This is a genomic window from Nocardioides sp. LHG3406-4 (genome assembly GCF_049897745.1).
GTDB lineage: Bacteria > Actinomycetota > Actinomycetes > Propionibacteriales > Nocardioidaceae > Nocardioides.
The window spans coordinates 336,722-352,745 of record NZ_JAFCWV010000004.1 but is presented as its reverse complement, the minus strand read 5'-3'; the positions used below and the strand labels follow the sequence as shown (position 1 = coordinate 352,745).

Here is a 16,024-nt window from a genome sequence, read left to right as displayed (position 1 = left end):
GTGCCGCTTCCGTCGCTGGAGACGACGCCGATCCCCGGGCTCGTCGTCGTGCGCCTGGACCTGCGCGAGGACCCGCGCGGCTTCTTCAAGGAGAACTGGCAGCGGCAGAAGATGCTGGCCATCGGGCTGCCCGACTTCGGCCCAGTGCAGAACAACGTGTCCTTCAACGCCGACCGCGGCGTGACGCGCGGCATCCACACGGAGCCGTGGGACAAGTTCGTCTCGCTCGCCACCGGGCGGATCTTCGGCGCCTGGGTCGACATGCGCGAGGGCGACACGTTCGGCGCCACGTTCACCGTGGAGATGGACGCATCGGTGGCGGTGTTCGTGCCGCGCGGCGTCGGCAACTCCTACCAGACGCTCGAGGACGCCACCGCCTACACCTACCTCGTCAACCAGCACTGGCGGCCCGGCATCGCCTATCCCGCTCTGGCGCTCGACGACCCCACCGTGGCCATCCCGTGGCCGATCCCGCTGGCCGAGGCCGAGATCTCCGAGAAGGACCGCCACAACCCGCGGCTCGACCCGTCGACCGCGATCGCCCGGCAGCGCACGCTGGTCGTCGGCGGCAACGGACAGCTCGGCCAGGCGCTCCAGCAGGCGTTCCCCGACGCCGAGGGCGTCGGCCGCGACCGGCTCGACCTGACCGACCCCGACGCGGTCGCCGCCTGGCCCTGGGACGACTACGACGTCGTGCTCAACGCCGCCGCCTACACCGCCGTCGACGCCGCCGAGACCCCCGACGGACGGGTCGCCGCGTGGGCGGCCAACGCGACCGCGCCGGCCACCCTCGCGGCGCTGGCCCGTGAGCACGGCTTCACGCTCGTGCACTACTCCTCGGAGTACGTCTTCGACGGCACCGCCCCGGTCGACCCGGGGCACGCCGAGGACGAGCCGCTCTCGCCCCTCGGTGTCTACGCGCAGAGCAAGGCCGCCGGCGAGCTCGCCGTCGCAGCAGCCCCACGGCACTACGTCGTCCGGACCTCGTGGGTCATCGGCGACGGCGGCAACTTCGTGCGCACGATGCAGCGCCTCGCCGCCGATGGCGTGTCTCCGTCGGTCGTCAGCGACCAGATCGGCCGGCTGACGTTCACCGACGAGCTGGCGCGCGCGACGCGCCACCTGCTCGAGTCCCGCGCGGCGTACGGCACCTATCACGTGAGCAACGGCGGCCCCGCGACGTCGTGGGCCGACATCGCGACCCGGGTGTTCGAGCTGTCCGGGCGCGACGGCAGCGACGTCACGCCGATCACGTCGGAGGAGTACGCCGCCGGCAAGGCGCTCGCTCCGCGCCCGCTGACGAGCACGATGGATCTCGCCAAGATCCGGGCCACCGGGTTCGAGCCCGAGGACGCGCTGGTCGCGCTGGAGCGCTACTGCGCGGTCGCCTCGGCGGACTCGTCCTCGCGGCCGTAGTCGTCCTCGAGGCGGCAGATGTCGTCCTCACCGGTGTAGCCGCCGCGCTGGACCTCGATGATGACGAGCTCCTCGGCGCCCAGGTTGGTGATGCGGTGCGCCGCGCCCTGGGCCACGTCGACCGAGTGACCCGGCCCGGCCACGACGGTCTCGCCGTCGATCACGCAGGTGGCCATCCCGAAGATGACGACCCAGTGCTCGGAGCGGTGCTCGTGGGTCTGGTAGGAGAGGCGCTGCCCGGGCTCGACGTGGATGCGCTTGACCTTGTAGCCGTTGCCCTCGTCGATGACGTGCCACGAGCCCCACGGGCGCTCTTCGGACTGACCGCTCATGACTCCTCCTTCCGGACCGACGGTGTCGAACCGTATCCACCCACGGGCGGACGGCTCAGCGCCGGGTCACCTCGGCCAGCGCCGGGCGCACGTCGGCGAGGTAGACGAAGGCCACGATGATGAAGGCCAGCGAGATGAGGCTGATCGGCGACCAGCTGAGCATGATCAGCTGGGCCACGAAGCCGACGCCGAGCCCGATCGACCAGCCGACCTTGTTGCCCTTGCTCGCCGCCTCGTAGGCCGGGCCGCTGAAGGTGAGGGCCGAGACCAGCGCGAATCCCTTCACGCCCAGCATGGCCAGCAGGACGACGAGGGACACCCACCCCTCGAGAGCAAAGACGGTCACGGGCACAGCCTACGGGCCGGTCGGGCCTTGGAGCCCGTTCACGACGGGCCGGGCGCAGGAAGGGTCACCATCCCCACCGGCGCCCCGGCCACGCGCTCGCAGCCGCCGGTGTCCGTGAGGCAGCGCACCAGGGCCCGCAACCCGGTCGAGTCCGGGAAGGCGACGGAGTAGGGCACCCAGGCGGCCAGCAGCAGCTCGGTGGCCGACTCCCACGCCACCAGCTCCATCCTCCGGTCCGTGGGCACCGCCAGTGCACGCCGCCTGCCGGTCCGGGCGTCCTGCACCCACACGACGTCGCCGGTCCCCTTCGCCGACACCCGGCCGTCGCGACGTCCGGGATAGGCGTACGACGCCCCGTCCGGCGACCACGCGCCCAGCCGGTCGGTGGGAACCTGCCCGGCACGCGTCACGGTGCCGTCGTCGGCCACCGTCGCGAAGGCCCCGGGCATCGTCCTGGTCCCGACGCCCCGCCCCCGCCACATCACCCCGCCCGGCCAGCCCACGAGCGACAGCTGCCGGCCGGCCAGCCGCACCGGCACCGCGGCGGGCTCTCCGGGGCGCCACGCGACCGTCGAGCCTCCCGCCGACCAGACGACCCGGCGGGCCGGCAGGACGCCGTACAGCGTGAGCTCGCCCTCACCGGTGCAGCACGACACCTCCACCGGGACGTCGATCGAGCCCGAGGGGGTCCCGGCGGCGACGTCGTACGCGGTCACCCTGCGCGGGTCGTCGGCCACGCGCTCGGCCCAGACGACGGTGCGGCCGTCGTCCGCGACGCGGAGGGAGACCAGCCCGGCCGACCTGACGAGCGGGACCAGCACCGATCCGCGGGCCAGCGACCACGACGAGCCGCGGCGGTGGTGGGAGTCGCCGACCACCGTGGTGCCGGCCGCGAAGCGCAGCTGACTCGAGGGCGCCCCGATCGTGCTCGTCCCCACCTGGAGGACACCGTCCTCACCACGGGACCGGGGTCGGAGGACCAGCGGGCAGGTCGTCGAGCTGCGGCTCGGCGTCGACGGGCGGGGACGTGCGTAGCGGCCCAGGCTCCTGTGGTGGTCCGCCACCGAGCCCTGACATCAGCACGGCTCCGGACACCAGGACGAGCACGCCTGCCAGCGCAGCGACCATGCGAAGGGCGCGGGACATGGGACCTCCTGTCGTCACGACTATGACGAGTCGAGGTGCGCAGAAGTTGTGGTTGTCCAGCACGACGAAGCGCCCCCGGCCAGGGCCGGAGGCGCTTCGCTGGAGCCGGGCGAGCAGACCGGTCGGGCCTGCCCACCGCGGGCAGGCGTCAGTCGCCGACCTCCCGGGCGGCGTCGGTGACGGCCTGGGTCGCGCTGCCGGCGGTCTTCTTCGCAGCAGTCACGGTGGCCTTGGCAGACGACCTCGTCGCGGTGGCCTTCTTCCTCGTGGCCGGCGTGGTGCGCTTCGCGGCCGCCTTGCGGGCGGAGGCGGCGGCGGCGCCCTGGGTCTTCGTGGTCCGGGCCTTGGCGACGGTGGTCCGCGCGGAGCTGGTGGCACGGACCATCGACTCCTGGCCGCGGATCCGGCCGACCAGGCTCGCGCCACGCGTGACGAGCTCGGCGTACGCCGCGGTGTTGTCCTTGACGATCTCGTCGACACGCGCCTGGACCTTCGCCGGGACCTTCCTCGCGTCGTGCTGCAGCTCGGCGACCCGGGCCTCCACCGCCTTGCGGCGAGCCGTGGCGTCCTTGGCCACGGCGTCGACGCGGGCGCTCACGACGGCGACGGCGTGCTCACGGAGGCTCTTGGGGTCGAGGTCGATCTCGGTGACCGTCCTGTGGACTGTCCGCTGGGTGGTGCCGACCAGGTCGCGGACCACCCCGACGGCGAGGTCGTTGACCCCGACACCGGCGTAGAAGGCGCGGGCTGCCTCGGTCTTGACGTCGAACTTGGCCTTGGCCATGGGAATCTCCTCAGGGTTGGGTTGGTCGACTCTCGTCGGCCGCACTGTTCTCGGCCGCCCGGTTGAGGGCGAGGAACGAGGCGTGGACGTCGAGCAGGGACTGCTTCTGGCGCTCGGTCAGGCCGGAGTCGCCCAGGATCGCGAGCTCCACCGATCCGGCGACGACCCGGTGGGAGCCCTCCTCGGGGCTGACGATGCCGGCCCGGACGTAGAGCTGTTCGGCGGAGATGCGCAGCGCCTTGGCGATCTGTTGGAGCACCTCGGCGGAGGGCCTGCGCAGGCCGCGCTCGATCTGGCTCAGGTAGGGGTTGGAGACCCCGGCAAGGTCGGCCAGCTGCCGCAGGGAGAGCCGCGCCTTGACGCGCTGCTCCTTGAGGTAGTCGCCGAGGCCCTCGACCGACTTGCTCACCTTGCCCTTCGCCATGCCTCCACCGTGCTAGCTACAGCTAGCAGAATGCAAACAAAGCAAGCGTGAACCGAGTCACACCGGTGGTCCGGCGTCAGAAGCAGGCGCGGATCTCGCCGACCGGGGCGCCTCCGCCCAGCAGCGGCACGTGACCGGTCCGGCGTACGGCGTCGGCGTCCACGCCTGCTGTCTCGAGGACGCCGCTGCGGGCCAGCGCCGCGGCCATCAGCACCGGCCGGACCCGGGCGGCGCCGTCGTCGGTCTTCAGGGCGAACGCCCGCCCGTCGGGCAGCGCCACGGCGTAGCACGACTCGGCGCCCGCCTTGCCGATGGCGCCGGGGATCGCGGTCAGCAGGGCGAGCTCGTCACGCGTGCTCCCCGAGACGTACGCCGGGTTCTCGCGGATCGCGTCCGCCACCCGGCGCTCGTCGCCCGACATCGCCACCGCGAGCGTCCGGAACGCCCGCGCCAGCCCGGTCAGCGAGGTCGAGAGCAGCGGTGCGCCGCAGCCGTCGACGGCCACGGCCGTCACCGGCTCGCCGGTCAGCTCGGCGAACGTGCGCTTGATCGCCAGCTGGAGCGGGTGCTCGGGCTCGAGGTAGCCGGCGGTGTCCCACCCGTTGACCACACAGGTGGCCAGCATCGCCGCGTGCTTGCCCGAGCAGTTCATCAGGATCGACGACTTCGACCCGCCGGCGCGGATCACGGCCTGGCGGGCCTCGTCGTCGAGCGGGAAGTCGGGCGGGGTCTGCAGCGCCGACTCGTCGAGACCGGCGGTGGCCAGGATGCGGCGCACACCGTCGATGTGGAACGGCTCTCCCGAGTGCGATGCGCACGACAGGGCCATCAGGTCGGGCGGCAGGTCGAGCCCGAGGCGGACCATGGCGAGTGCCTGCACGGGCTTGTTGCACGAGCGCGGGAGCACCGGCGCGTGCACCTCCCCGACCGACCAGGCGATCTGGCCGTCGGCGTCGAGGGCCGCGAGGGAGCCGTAGTGGTGCCCCTCGACGAACCCCGATCGGACGATCTCGGCGACGGCGGGCAGGGAAGCGGGTCCCGAGGCGGGTGCGGCGGCAGGCATGAGCGCAGGCTACCGACCGACGAGTGGCAGGATGACGCCCGTGTCACCCACCTCCCCCGCCCAGCACTGCCCCAGTCCGACCGAGCTCGACGACCTCGAGCTGCTCACCTCGGGCGCGGTCGCCCCGACCTCCCGCTTCAACGAGCCGGGCAGCCCGGTCACCCTCACCCTGCCCGCCGACCTCGCCTCGGCCGACGCGGTCGAGGTGGTCGATCCGGAGGGCCTCCCGCTGGCGCGCGTGACCCCGGCGACCGGCGAAGTTGAGCCCCTCACGCATGCCCAGCACGGGCCCTTCCGCCGCCTTCGCCTCACTCCCGCCCAGGTGCGGGAGCAGTACGCCGGTGCCACGTTCGTGCCGGTCGACGACGCTCTCACCACGGGCCAGCTCGACGACCTCGCCGAGGTCGGCCGGGTCGTCCTGCTGACGTACGCCGGCCACGGCACGTCCGCGCTCTCGCCGATCGGCCTCGTGCGAGCCACCCTCGCAGCGGCCCGCGACCTGCCGGACGCGCACGTGGTCGTCGTACCCCTGGCCGCGCGCGGCGACGCCGAGACCGACCACGCCCTGGGCGTGCGGGTGGCCGAGAACTACGCGGCGGGCGACCCTGTGCACGCCCTGCACGAGCCGCACGCCGACGACCCCTGGCCCGACGACATCGCCGCGATCGTGGCCGAGGACCGGCCCGAGCCGGGCGAGCAGGGGCTCGTCGTCTTCTTCACCGGGCTCTCGGGAAGCGGCAAGTCCACCCTGGCCCAGGCCCTGACGGACCGCATCCTCGAGCACGGCGGCCGCACCGTCACGAGCCTCGACGGCGACGTCGTCCGCCGCAACCTGTCGGCCGGCCTGACGTTCTCGAAGGCCGACCGCGAGACCAACATCCGCCGCATCGGCTGGGTGGCCGCCGAGATCTCGCGGCACGGCGGGATCGCGGTGTGCAGCCCGATCGCGCCCTTCGACGAGACCCGGCAGCAGGTCCGCGACATGGTCGAGACCGCCGGCGGGGCGTTCTTCCTCGTGCACGTCGCCACCCCCTTGGAGGAGTGCGAGCGCCGCGACCGCAAGGGCCTCTACGCCAAGGCGCGCCGCGGCGAGATCCCCGAGTTCACGGGCATCTCCTCGCCCTACGAGGAGCCGGACGACGCCGCGGTTCGCGTCGACACCACCGGCCGCACCGTCGAGGACGCCCTCGACGACGTGCTCGTCGCGCTCGGCGAGAGCGGTCACGTGGACCTCTCACCGGACCCGACCGAGGACGCCTGATGGACTGGCTCACCACCACCTTCCTGGCCATCCTGGCCGCCGGCTTCCTCGTCGGCGTGGTCGTCGGCCTCACCGGCATGGGCGGTGGGGCGCTGATGACGCCGGCGCTGATCTTCCTCGGAGTCGGCGACACCGCCACGGTCGTCACGGCCGACCTCACGGCGGCGGCGGTCTACAAGACCGGCGGCGCCATCGTGCACAAGCGCGAGGGCTCGCCGAACCTCCAGCTGGCCAAGTGGCTCGTCCTCGGGTCGGTGCCGATGGCACTGCTGGGGCCCTACCTGGTCTCGTGGTTCACCGACTCGCCCGGGGAGCTCGACCGGGTCCTCAAGCTGTGCATCGGGTTCGCCCTGCTCTTCGCGGCGCTCACCTACGCTCTGCGCCTCTACATCAACCTGCGGCGCGTGCGCAGCGGCCGCCACACGCCCGACGACAACCCCGCGATCCGGCCCCTCGCCACGCTGCTGGTCGGCGCGCTCGGCGGGCTGCTGGTGGGCGTGACGAGTGTCGGCTCGGGCTCGGTCATCATGATCGCGCTGCTGATGCTCTATCCCGGGCTCTCGGCCGTGAAGCTGGTCGGCACCGACCTGGTGCAGGCAGTGCCCCTGGTGCTCGCGGCCGCCATCTCCAACATCGCTCTGCACGGCCTCGACTGGGGCGTGACGATCCCGCTGATCCTCGGCTCGGTGCCGGGCACCATCCTCGGCAGCAAGATCGCCCCGCGGGTGCCGCAGTCGGTCATCCGCCGCGGCATCGTGGTCGTGCTCACCATGAGCGGCGTGGCGCTGCTCGACAAGGCCGGCTGGGCGCCGCTCGGCAGTGGCGAGGACGACACGTCGCCGCTGCTCGTGGCCGGGATCGGCCTGGCGATGCTGGTGCTGGTCCCGTTGGTGTGGGGGCTGATCCGTCGTACGACGGGACTGCCGATGTTCGGCTCGCCCACCGTGGCCGAGCTGGAGGACCCGTCCTACCGGCCCGGCCTGGTCGGCATGAAGCGGGTCGACGACTCCTGACCACCCGAAAGCGTCGGTTCTTCGCAGGACTGCCCGCACGGATACCATGTCGGTTGCCATTCCGACGAGAGGTCCCCCGTCAGTCATGACACAAACCCATGCCGACTACCAGCTGAGTCAGCTCGACCAGCTCGAGGCGGAGTCGATCCACATCTTCCGTGAGGTCGCCGCAGAGTTCGAGAAGCCGGTCCTGATGTTCTCCGGAGGCAAGGACTCCATCGTCATGCTCCGCCTGGCGGAGAAGGCGTTCTACCCCGCCAAGATCCCCTTCCCGGTGCTCCAGGTCGACAACGGCTTCGACTTCCCCGAGGTGCTGTCGTGCCGCGACTCGTGGGTCAACCGCCTCGGCGTGCGCCTCGTCGTCGCCTCGGTCGACGACGACATCAAGAGCGGCGTCATCGTCGACGACGGCAAGACCAGCCGCAACCGGATGCAGATCGGCAGCCTGCTGAACGCCATCGAGGTGGAGGGCTTCACCGCCGCCTTCGGCGGCGGCCGCCGCGACGAGGAGAAGGCCCGCGCCAAGGAGCGCGTCTACTCCCACCGCGACGAGTTCGGTCAGTGGGACCCGAAGATGCAGCGCCCCGAGCTGTGGAGCCTCTACAACGGCCGCATCCACGAGGGCGAGCACATGCGGATCTTCCCGCTGTCCAACTGGACCGAGCTCGACATCTGGTACTACATCGACCGCGAGCAGATCGAGATCCCGACGATCTACTTCTCCCACCAGCGCGAGGTCATCGCCCGCGACGGCATGCTGCTGTCGGCCTCCGACGCCGTGCAGCCCAAGGGGAACGAGAAGATCGAGACTCGCACCGTCCGCTTCCGCACCGTCGGCGACATGACGCTCACCGGCTGTGTCGAGAGCGAGGCGTCCACCACTGCCGAGATCATCGAGGAGGTGGCCGTCGCCCGGGTGACCGAGCGTGGCGCCACCCGTGGTGACGACCGTTTCTCCGAGGCGGCCATGGAAGACCGCAAGAAGGAAGGCTACTTCTGATGGCTGACGGCAACGACCAGATGGATCTCCTCCGCTTCGCCACCGCCGGGTCGGTCGACGACGGCAAGTCCACCCTCATCGGGCGGCTGCTGCTCGACTCCAAGTCGATCTTCGAGGACCAGCTGGAGTCGGTCGAGTCGACCAGCAAGTCCAAGGGCTACGATTACACCGACCTCGCGCTGCTCACCGACGGCCTGCGCTCCGAGCGCGAGCAGGGCATCACCATCGACGTGGCCTACCGCTACTTCGCGACGCCGAGCCGCAAGTTCATCATCGCCGACACGCCCGGGCACGTTCAGTACACCCGCAACATGGTCACCGGTGCCTCCACCGCGGACCTCGGCCTCGTGCTCGTCGACGCCCGTCAGGGCCTGACCGAGCAGTCCCGCCGGCACGCGGTGATCCTCTCGCTGCTCCGGGTCCCGCACCTGGTGCTGGCGGTCAACAAGATGGACCTCGTCGAGTTCTCCCAGGAGACCTACGAGCGGATCCACAAGGAGTTCACCCAGTTCGCGACCAAGCTCAACATCCCCGACCTCGAGGTCATCCCGATCTCGGCGCTGCAGGGTGACAACGTGGTCAACCGCTCCGAGAACATGCCGTGGTACTCCGGGCCGACGCTGATGCACCACCTCGAGCACGTCCACGTGGCGTCTGACCGCGACCTGGTCGACGTCCGCTTCCCGGTCCAGTACGTCGTCCGGCCGAAGTCCGACGCCTACCACGACTACCGCGGCTACGCCGGCCAGGTGGCCGGCGGCGTCCTCAAGCGGGGCGACGAGGTCGTCGTACTCCCCTCGGGCATGACGTCGAGGATCGAGGCGATCGACCTCTTCGACAAGGAGGTCGACGAGGCGTTCCCGCCGATGTCGGTGACGGTGCGCCTCGAGGACGACGTCGACGTGTCGCGTGGCGACATGATCGCCCGGCTCAACAACGCGCCGAAGCCGAGCCAGGACATCGACGCGATGATCTGCTGGATGACCAACGAGCCGCTGCGCCCGCGCCAGAAGCTCGCCATCAAGCACACCACCCGCACCGCCCGCGCGATGGTGAAGGACGTCCAGTACCGCCTCGACGTCAACACCCTGCACCGCGACCAGGACACCAAGGAGATCGGTCTCAACGAGATCGGTCGCGTCCAGCTGCGCACCACCGTGCCGCTGCTCTGCGACCCCTACTCGAAGAACCGCACCACCGGCTCCTTCATCCTGATCGACGAGGCGACCGGCGTCACCGTCGGCGCCGGCATGATCAACAGCGCCTCCTGACCCGGAGTCGCGCAGCACGGCCCGGCAGACCACCTGGTCTGCCGGGCCGTTTCGCACCCTGGGACGCGACCGGTGGCCGCTAGGCCGGGCCGCCCCCCTCGGAGTCGGCCGCCAGCGCCTCCACGTCGACGTCCTGGCCGTCTGAGATCTGCGTCGCGACCTGGTCTCGCTGCTCCGGCGTGAGCGTCACCCCCGCCTCGGCCAAGCCTCTCTCGAGCTCCTCGTGCACGGTGCCGTCGGTGGCCGACTCCTGCCACGACGTCACCCGCTGCACCACGTTGCGCAGTGCCTCCACACGTGCGTCCTGCTGGTCCATGCCGTCTCTCCTCACGGGTCGGGGCGAACGACCCGAATCTAGCCCCGGCTCCCGAGCCGCTCCGGTCAGGCGCGGGTGGCGGTCACGAGGAGGTACTCCCAGTCCATGACGAACCCGGCGTCGCTCTCCCGCCCGAACCGTCCGGCCAGCTCGATCAGCTCCCGGTCCAGGGCGGCGATGCGCTGCTCGTCCCCCGCCAGGCCCTTGTACGCCGCGATGGTGGGGCCGTACTTCGCCTTGAAGAAGTCGAGGAAGCCCGCCGGGTCGTCGAACCGGTCGACCTCCAGCGAGGCGGTGCTGGCCGTCAGGTCGGACACGCCGTCGCCCAAGAGGCCGCGCACGTGGTCGACGTCGCCCCACAGGGGCGGCGGCTGGCTGCCCGGCGGAGGAGGAGCGGCGGCGTACGGCTTCATGGTCGCGAACATCTGGCCGATGAAGCCGGCCGGCGTCCAGCTGAGCAGCCCGATGGTGCCGCCCGGGCGGCACACCCGCAGCAGCTCGGCCGCCGACGCCTCGTGGTGCGGCGCGAACATGACGCCGACGCACGACATGACCACGTCGTACTCGCCGTCGCGGCACGGCAGCGCCTCGGCGTCGGCCACCTGCCAGGAGAGGTCGAGGCCCTCGGCCTCGGCGGCTGCTCGACCGCGGTCGAGCAGCTCGGGGGTGAGGTCGGTCGCCCACACGGCCGCTCCGGTGCGGGCCGCCGGCAGGGCCGCGTTGCCGGCGCCGGCCGCCACGTCGAGCACCCGCTGCCCCTCGGACACCCCGCAGGCCCGCACGAGCACGGGGCCCAGGGTCGGGATGACCTCGGTGGCGACGTCGGTGTAGTCGCCGAGCGCCCACATGGTGGCGTGGCGCTGCTTGAGGGATCGGTCTTCGTCTGTCGCAGTGTTGGTTGTCATGGGTGCAACGGTGCCCGCCGACGCCCGGCTCCGGCATCGGTGCAGGCACGCAACTCCTCACCTGTCGACGCTGGCCCGGTGGCGGCTGACGCGTAGGGCTCAGGTGGCGGCGAGGTACCGCGCGACGGCGGCGGTGCGGGCCGTCCGGCCCTCGATGCCGAGCTTCGCGTAGATGTTGTGCAGGTGTCGCTCGACGGTGCGGTCGCTGAGCGTCAGCCGTTCGGCGATGGCCAGGTTGCCGAGTCCCTGGGCGGCCAGCGCCAGCACCTCACGCTCGCGGGCCGTGAGCTGCCCGACGGCCGCGTCTGGCACCTGCGCGGACCGCGTCCCGTCGGTGAGGAACGCGCGCATCTCGGCGGCGTACACCGGCCAGGCCGGCTCGTCCTCCAGCAGGATGTGGTTGTCGCTGTCGAGGGCGACGAGCCGGGCACCAGGGATCTCGGAGGCGAGGTGCCGCGCCTGGTCGAAGTCGTTCATCCGGTCGCCCAGGGAGTGGATGACCATGGTGGGCACGCCGATGTTCCCGAGGAGGTGGCACGCATCGGCCTGCGCTCGTTGTCGCCGGGCCCGCACCGCTGTGTCCGCGTCGACCGCCATCCGCTGCAGCTCGTCGAGCCAGACCCGCTGCTCCTCGGTGGCGCCCGGGATCATCATCGAGGTGAACACGCGGCGGAACTCCGACTCGGGCCGTCCCCAGCCGACGCGGATCAGCGTCTCGAACGCCTCGTCGAGCGCCAGGTCGTCGGGCGTCGGGTTCCGGTGGGCCGCCGCATAGCTGCCGTAGAACACGATGCGGGAAACGCGGCCGGGGTGCCGGTCGACGTACGCCGTGGCCACCGGCCCGCCCTGCGCCATCGCGAGCAGCGCGAACTCCTCCAGGCCGGCGTCGTCCACGACGGCCTCAAGGTCTCCGAGCCTGGCCTCCAGCGAGAAGTCGGCGACGTCCCGGTCCGAGAGCCCGTGACCGCGCTCGTCGTACCGGATGACCGTGCGGTAGCTGCTCCACTCCGCGAGGTGGTGCCGCCAGACCGGGGAGACCCAGTCGTGCTGGAGGTGGCTCAGCCAGCAGGAGTCGACGACCAGCGGCGGGCCCGAGCCGTGGACGGCGTAGGCGATCCGCACGCCGTCGGGCGCGCGGGCGAACCTGATCTCCTGCTGGGGCGCCGCAGCCACCCGACGATGGTAGACCTCAGGCGACGCCGAGCAGGGTGCGTGCCTCGCCGGGCGTCATCGGCGTCCGCTGGGCGGCGCGGCCCAGCTCGACCGCCCGCTCCACCAGCTGCCGGTTGCTCTCCACGGGTACGCCGCGGCTCAGGGTCAGCACGTCCTCCATGCCGACGCGCAGGTGGCCGCCCTTGGAGAGGGCCGCCAGCGCGACCGGCAGCGTCGACCGGCCGATGCCGGTGGCCGACCACGACGTCACCTCGGGAGGCAGGTCGCGCACGGAGGCGACCAACGCGTCCGTCGTACCGTTCATGCCGCCGGGCACGCCCATCACAAGGTCGCAGTGCACTTTGCCGCCCGCCGGCAGGCCGTACTTCGCGAGCAGCCGGGTCAGCGCGTGCACCTGCCCGAGGTCGAAGAGCTCGAACTCCGGCACGACCCCGCGCTCCTGGCTGAGCTGGTAGAGCTCGCACACGAAGGGCCACGGGTTGGAGAACACGTCGTCGCCGAAGTTGGTGGTGCCCATCGTCAGGCTGCACGAGTCGGGCTCGGCGTCCAGCACCTTCAGGCGCCGGTCGAGCGGGTCGTGGACGGAGCCGCCCGTGGACAGCTGCACGACCAGTCCGGTGCTCTCCTTGAGCGCAGCGACGGTCTCCTTGAGCCGGCCCAGGTCGAGCGTGGGCGCGTGCTGGTCGTCGCGGATGTGCACGTGGATCATCGCCGCACCCGCCGCCTCGCACTCGACCGCGGTGCGCACCAGCTCGTCGATGGTGGTGGGCAGCTGCGGACAGTCGGCCTTGGTCGTCTCGGCGCCGGTGGGCGCGACGGTCACGAGCAGGCGGTCGGCGGGAACGTCGTCAGGCATGGGCGTCATCGTGTCAGAGGACCGCCTCCCCCAGAATGTCGCCATGCGCGCCGTCGTCCAGAGAGTCACCTCTGCCCGGGTCACCGTCGACGACGAGCTCGTGGGCGGGATCGGCACCGGACTGCTCGTCTACCTCGGCATCACCCACGGCGACGGCCCCGCGGAGGTCGGCTGGCTCGCCCGCAAGGTCTGGGACCTGCGCATCCTGCGCGACGAGCAGTCGGCCTCCGACCTCGGCGCGCCGATCCTGGTCGTCAGCCAGTTCACGCTGTACGGCGACGCTCGCAAGGGCCGCCGTCCCACCTGGCAGGCCGCCGCACCGGGCGAGGTGAGCGAGCCGGTGTACGCGTCCTGCTGCGCCGCCCTGCGGGCGTTGGGGGCCCGGGTCGAGGAGGGGCGCTTCGGGGCGGGCATGCTCGTGGAGTCCGTCAACGACGGACCGTTCACGGTCCTCCTCGAGCGCTAGCCGCGCCGCGCCGGCCACTCAGCGGGCCTCGAAGCCCTGCTCCCCCTGCGGCCGCTCCTCGGTGACGTCCACGCCGTCGACCACCGCGGCCGGTGGCCCCACCCGGCACCAGGCGACCATCGCCTCGACGCTGTCGCGCTCACCTTCGAAGAGGGCCTCCACGGTGCCGTCCGGGCGGTTCGACACCCAGCCCGCGACGTCGTGGCGGGCGGCCTCCTGCGCACACGAGGCCCGGAAGAAGACGCCCTGCACGTGTCCACGCACGATCACGCGGCGTCGGGTCATCGGCCCAGCCTAGGCAGAGGCCCCGCCCCCTGGGACAGGGACGGGGCCTCGCGTGGGTCGGCGGTGAGTCAGATCGCGACAGCGACCTCTGCCACCGTGCCGATGGCCGCGCTCACCTTTGTGTCGACCGGGTCTGCCTTCGGTGCCAGCGTGCGCAGGGTCCACTCACCCTCGCCCGCGAAGAAGCGGAAGTGACCGGTCGCGGAGGTGGGCACCTCGGCGGTGAACTCCCCGGTGCGGTCCAGGAGCCGGACGTACGCCGACGAGACCGGCTCGCCGGCCCGCGTCACCTGGCCCTGGATCACCGCCTCCTTGGCCACGTTGACGCCGTCGAGGGACAGACCGCCCGCAGTCGCGCCGCACATCAGGCCCGCACCTCGTCGGCGGAGCCCGGCTCGTCGCCGAGGGCGACGGGCACGCCGACCAGGGAGCCGTACTCGGTCCAGGAGCCGTCGTAGTTCTTGACGTTCTGGTGGCCGAGGAGCTCACGGAGCACGAACCAGGTCAGCGACGAACGCTCACCGATGCGGCACAGGGCGATGGTGTCCTTGGAGTCGTCGATCCCGACCTGGTCGTAGAGGGCCTTGAGCTCCTCGTCGGACTTGAAGGTGCCGTCGTCGTTGGCGTTCTTGCTCCACGGCACGTTGAGGGAGGTCGGCACGTGGCCGGCGCGCTGGGCCTGCTCCTGCGGGAGGTGGGCCGGGGCGAGCAGCCGGCCGGCGTACTCGTCGGGGCTCCGCACGTCGATGAGGTTCTTGACGCCGATCGCGGCCACTGTCTCGTCGCGGAAGGCGCGGATCGACTGGTCCTGCTCCTGGGCGGTGTACGACGTCTTCGTCCGCGTCGGCACCTCGTCGGTCAGCTCGCGGGAGTCGAGCTCCCACTTCTTCCGACCGCCGTCCATCAGCTTGACGTCCTGGTGACCGTAGAGCTTGAAGTACCAGTAGGCGTACGCGGCGAACCAGTTGTTGTTGCCGCCGTAGAGCACGACGGTGTCGTCGTTGGCGACGCCGCGGCTGGAGAGGAGCTCCTCGAACTGCGTCTTGCCGACGAAGTCGCGACGCACCTGGTCCTGCAGGTCGGTGGTCCAGTCGAGCTTGATGGCGCCACGGATGTGGCCCTTGTCGTAGGCGCTGGTGTCCTCGTCGACCTCGATGACGACGACACCGTCGCTCTCGAGGTGGTCCTCCACCCACTGGGTGGAGACGAGTGCGGTTTCGCGGCTCATGGTGGTGATCCCTTTCACGGTGCGGACAGCCTTGTTGCGGTCAGCGGGCGGTGACGCCGCGGGAGAGCACCCGCGCGCCGGTGAGGTAGAGCTCGCAGCCCAGGCAGAAGCCGAAGGCGGCGTTGAGCAGGGCGGCAGCCAGCGCGAGGCCGGTCGCCACGAGGCCGACGGTCGTCGCGCCGGCGACGAACGCCACCAGCGCGATCACGGTGAAGCCCAGGCCGACGCCCTGGGCGAACCGGGGCGGCCCGGCGTCCTCGAGGTGCGCAGGCGGCGAGAGCCGGGGTCGCACGAGGCTGCGGAAGACCAGCGCGTACGGCGTGCGCTGGACCCCGAGCAATGCACCGGTGGCGAAGACTCCCGCCTGCGCGGCGAGCAGCACCGCGGCGACCGGGCCCGGCGCCAGGAGCAGCACCACAGCCAGCACCAGGGTGGTCAGCGCTGCCGAGAGCCGCGGGCCCCGCGGGTCGATGCCGGCCGGTCGCACCGGGGTCTCGACCCAGCCGGCGGCCAGGGTGTCGTGCGTCATGGATGTCTCCTGCTGTCCTGCGCGGATGGATGGCGGCACGGGCGCACGGGGCCGCCATGGTCCACTAGAAGACTAGACAATGGCCGGCGGGATGTGCGCCCGTCAGGACATTCGACACAGCGACGAGCGCACGCGGCAGTGGTCCACTGCGCGGCGCCGGGTCAGCATGGTCGAGGGCATGGCCAGAACAGTAGGGGAGGCCGCACGTCC

Annotated in this window: 21 protein-coding genes; 6 read left to right on the top strand and 15 right to left on the bottom strand. The window is 71.6% G+C overall.

Annotated features, from left to right (window positions below; genetic code table 11):
* The gene (locus ACP7BP_RS15930; RefSeq protein ID WP_426245964.1) at positions 1-1,416 is read left to right on the top strand and encodes a sugar nucleotide-binding protein; all 1,416 of its coding nucleotides are present in this window, start codon (positions 1-3) and stop codon (positions 1,414-1,416) included.
* On the opposite strand, the gene ACP7BP_RS15925 is transcribed toward ACP7BP_RS15930, so the two are convergent.
* The 7 genes from ACP7BP_RS15925 to ACP7BP_RS15895 form a co-directional block, all read right to left on the bottom strand.
* Positions 1,374-1,748 (bottom strand): phosphomannose isomerase type II C-terminal cupin domain, encoded by a 375-nt coding sequence (locus ACP7BP_RS15925; RefSeq protein ID WP_426245963.1) that lies wholly within the window; start codon positions 1,746-1,748, stop codon positions 1,374-1,376. The two genes, ACP7BP_RS15930 and ACP7BP_RS15925, sit on opposite strands and share 43 nt — an antisense overlap.
* Positions 1,749-1,803: 55 nt before the next feature.
* Positions 1,804-2,094 (bottom strand): DUF2516 family protein, encoded by a 291-nt coding sequence (locus ACP7BP_RS15920; protein WP_426245961.1) that lies wholly within the window; start codon positions 2,092-2,094, stop codon positions 1,804-1,806.
* 38 nt (positions 2,095-2,132) lie between these two features.
* Positions 2,133-3,032, bottom strand: a complete 900-nt coding sequence (locus tag ACP7BP_RS15915) for a hypothetical protein (RefSeq protein WP_426245960.1) — start codon at positions 3,030-3,032, stop codon at positions 2,133-2,135.
* Between the two features lie 16 nt (positions 3,033-3,048).
* Positions 3,049-3,240, bottom strand: coding sequence for a hypothetical protein (locus tag ACP7BP_RS15910; RefSeq protein ID WP_426245958.1), 192 nt, complete (start codon positions 3,238-3,240; stop codon positions 3,049-3,051).
* 148 nt (positions 3,241-3,388) lie between these two features.
* Positions 3,389-4,024: a hypothetical protein gene (locus ACP7BP_RS15905; protein ID WP_426245957.1), complete on the bottom strand. Its 636-nt coding sequence runs from the start codon at positions 4,022-4,024 to the stop codon at positions 3,389-3,391.
* Positions 4,025-4,034: 10 nt separating this feature from the next.
* The gene (locus ACP7BP_RS15900; protein WP_426245955.1) at positions 4,035-4,448 is read right to left on the bottom strand and encodes a helix-turn-helix domain-containing protein; all 414 of its coding nucleotides are present in this window, start codon (positions 4,446-4,448) and stop codon (positions 4,035-4,037) included.
* A gap of 76 nt (positions 4,449-4,524) precedes the next feature.
* Complete coding sequence (locus ACP7BP_RS15895; protein WP_426245953.1) at positions 4,525-5,511, bottom strand: asparaginase; 987 nt, start codon at positions 5,509-5,511, stop codon at positions 4,525-4,527.
* Between the two features lie 40 nt (positions 5,512-5,551).
* On the opposite strand from ACP7BP_RS15895, the gene cysC reads away from it, so the two are divergent.
* The 4 genes from cysC (at position 5,552) to cysN (ending at position 10,056) form a co-directional block, all read left to right on the top strand.
* Positions 5,552-6,772, top strand: a complete 1,221-nt coding sequence (cysC, locus tag ACP7BP_RS15890; RefSeq protein WP_426245952.1) for an adenylyl-sulfate kinase — start codon at positions 5,552-5,554, stop codon at positions 6,770-6,772.
* On the top strand, positions 6,772-7,785 hold the full coding sequence (locus tag ACP7BP_RS15885) for a sulfite exporter TauE/SafE family protein (protein WP_426245950.1): 1,014 nt from the start codon (positions 6,772-6,774) through the stop codon (positions 7,783-7,785). Before cysC ends, ACP7BP_RS15885 begins: the two co-directional genes overlap by 1 nt.
* Before the next feature lie 85 nt (positions 7,786-7,870).
* A complete protein-coding gene (gene cysD / locus ACP7BP_RS15880; RefSeq protein ID WP_426245948.1) occupies positions 7,871-8,785 on the top strand; it encodes a sulfate adenylyltransferase subunit CysD in 915 nt (304 codons plus the stop codon).
* Positions 8,785-10,056: a sulfate adenylyltransferase subunit CysN gene (gene cysN / locus ACP7BP_RS15875; RefSeq protein WP_426245947.1), complete on the top strand. Its 1,272-nt coding sequence runs from the start codon at positions 8,785-8,787 to the stop codon at positions 10,054-10,056. The genes cysD and cysN overlap by 1 nt, the downstream gene beginning before the upstream one ends.
* A gap of 79 nt (positions 10,057-10,135) precedes the next feature.
* Here the strand turns inward: cysN and ACP7BP_RS15870 are convergent, their stop codons facing one another.
* The 4 genes from ACP7BP_RS15870 to ACP7BP_RS15855 all read right to left on the bottom strand — a co-directional run bounded on the left by ACP7BP_RS15870 (position 10,136) and on the right by ACP7BP_RS15855 (position 13,306).
* A complete protein-coding gene (locus ACP7BP_RS15870) occupies positions 10,136-10,372 on the bottom strand; it encodes a hypothetical protein (RefSeq protein WP_426245945.1) in 237 nt (78 codons plus the stop codon).
* Between the two features lie 65 nt (positions 10,373-10,437).
* Positions 10,438-11,277, bottom strand: a complete 840-nt coding sequence (locus ACP7BP_RS15865; protein ID WP_426245944.1) for a class I SAM-dependent methyltransferase — start codon at positions 11,275-11,277, stop codon at positions 10,438-10,440.
* 99 nt (positions 11,278-11,376) lie between these two features.
* Positions 11,377-12,450 carry an alpha/beta fold hydrolase gene (locus tag ACP7BP_RS15860; protein ID WP_426245942.1) on the bottom strand — a complete coding sequence of 358 codons (1,074 nt, stop codon included), beginning with the start codon at positions 12,448-12,450 and terminating at the stop codon, positions 11,377-11,379.
* Positions 12,451-12,466: 16 nt separating this feature from the next.
* Entirely contained in the window at positions 12,467-13,306 is an 840-nt protein-coding gene (locus ACP7BP_RS15855) for a 3-keto-5-aminohexanoate cleavage protein (RefSeq protein WP_426245940.1), read from the bottom strand.
* A 43-nt stretch (positions 13,307-13,349) separates the two neighbouring features.
* Here ACP7BP_RS15855 and dtd point away from each other — a divergent pair, with 43 nt between their 5' ends.
* Entirely contained in the window at positions 13,350-13,772 is a 423-nt protein-coding gene (gene dtd, locus ACP7BP_RS15850; protein WP_426245939.1) for a D-aminoacyl-tRNA deacylase, read from the top strand.
* 18 nt (positions 13,773-13,790) lie between these two features.
* Here the strand turns inward: dtd and ACP7BP_RS15845 are convergent, their stop codons facing one another.
* The 4 genes from ACP7BP_RS15845 to ACP7BP_RS15830 form a co-directional block, all read right to left on the bottom strand.
* Positions 13,791-14,057, bottom strand: coding sequence for an acylphosphatase (locus ACP7BP_RS15845; RefSeq protein ID WP_426245938.1), 267 nt, complete (start codon positions 14,055-14,057; stop codon positions 13,791-13,793).
* Between the two features lie 68 nt (positions 14,058-14,125).
* The gene (locus ACP7BP_RS15840; RefSeq protein ID WP_426245937.1) at positions 14,126-14,422 is read right to left on the bottom strand and encodes a DUF1416 domain-containing protein; all 297 of its coding nucleotides are present in this window, start codon (positions 14,420-14,422) and stop codon (positions 14,126-14,128) included.
* Complete coding sequence (locus ACP7BP_RS15835; RefSeq protein ID WP_426245935.1) at positions 14,422-15,285, bottom strand: sulfurtransferase; 864 nt, start codon at positions 15,283-15,285, stop codon at positions 14,422-14,424. Before ACP7BP_RS15835 ends, ACP7BP_RS15840 begins: the two co-directional genes overlap by 1 nt.
* A 40-nt stretch (positions 15,286-15,325) precedes the next feature.
* On the bottom strand, positions 15,326-15,814 hold the full coding sequence (locus ACP7BP_RS15830) for a DUF4395 domain-containing protein (RefSeq protein WP_426245934.1): 489 nt from the start codon (positions 15,812-15,814) through the stop codon (positions 15,326-15,328).
* Positions 15,815-16,024 lie beyond the last annotated feature (210 nt).